Origin of the sequence: Kitasatospora sp. NPDC093558 (assembly GCF_040683475.1) — a bacterium.
GTDB lineage: Bacteria > Actinomycetota > Actinomycetes > Streptomycetales > Streptomycetaceae > Kitasatospora.
This window is the reverse complement of sequence record NZ_JBFBDY010001361.1, coordinates 1-1,100: the sequence shown is the minus strand read 5'-3', so window position 1 is coordinate 1,100 and position 1,100 is coordinate 1. Positions and strand designations below refer to the sequence as shown.

Below are 1,100 nucleotides of genomic sequence, written 5' to 3'. Positions count from 1 at the left end.
CCCGCCGTGTCGATCAGCGCCTGCCAGGCGGTCAGTGCGGCCAGCGGCAGGGCCGCCGCCCGGACGTGGTCGAGGCCGGCCGGCTTCGGGGCGAAGTGGCGCGCCGGGGCGGCCACGTACTGGGCGTATCCGCCGACCATCCGCGGGAAGCCCGGCATGCCGTACACCTCGTCGCCCGGCCGGTAGAGCGTCACGCCGAGGCCGACGGCCTCCACCACGCCGGAGACGTCCCACCCGACGACGCCGTCACCGGGGAGGTACAGGACGCCGACCGCGCGGGTCTTCCAGTCGACCGGATTGACGCCGGCCGCGTGCACCCGGACCAGCACCTCCGTCGGTCCTGGCACCGGCCGCTCCCGTTCCACGACCTTCAGGACTTCGGGCCCGCCCGGCTCCTCGAAGGCCACGGCCACCATTTTCGCCGGCATCCGGCATCACTCCTCGTCTCGACTGCGGTCGATCCACAGCCTGGCGCCGCCGGGTACCGGAAACGAGTGGCCAGATCGCCAACAAGTGAGAGGATCTGGCCATGCAGAACGCCGTCCACCGCGTCGTCGTCCTCGCCCTCCCGGGCGTCGTCCCCTACGAATTCGGCATCCCCGCCAAGGCTTTCGGCCTCGCCCGCGGCCCGGACCGCGGCCGGCTCTACGAGGTCCTCCACTGCACCGTGGACGGCGGGCCGGTGCGCACCAGCGAGGACTTCTCGATCGCCGTCGAGCACGACGCGCGCGTGATCGCCGGCGCCGACACCCTGGTCGTCGCGGCCACTCAGGACCCGATCGACGAACCGCTCCCGGGGCCGGTCGCCGCCGCACTGGCCCGACTCCGGCCCGGCGCACGCCTGGTGTCGATCTGTACGGCGTCCTTCGTCCTCGCCGCCGCCGGCTTGCTCGACGGCCGCCCCGCGACCACGCACTGGGCGCACAGCGACCGCTTCCGCGCGCAGTACCCGCGGACGCCGCTCAACCCCGACGTCCTCTATGTCGACGACGACGACGTCCTCACCTCGGCCGGTGCCGCCGCCGGGATGGACCTCTGCCTGCACCTGATCCGCCGCGACCACGGCAGCGCGGTCGCCAACCGGGTCGCCCGGCTCTGCG

2 protein-coding genes are annotated in these 1,100 nt (G+C 73.7%); one reads left to right on the top strand and one right to left on the bottom strand.

From position 1 onward, the window contains the following. Positions 1 to 428: alcohol dehydrogenase catalytic domain-containing protein (locus AB0O00_RS40980; protein WP_363659738.1), on the bottom strand; the 428-nt coding region annotated here is incomplete at its 3' end. Between the two features lie 101 nt (positions 429 to 529). Here AB0O00_RS40980 and AB0O00_RS40975 point away from each other — a divergent pair. Continuing rightward, positions 530 to 1,100, top strand: a 571-nt coding sequence (locus tag AB0O00_RS40975) for an AraC family transcriptional regulator (RefSeq protein WP_363659737.1), incomplete at its 3' end; no start/stop codon positions are given.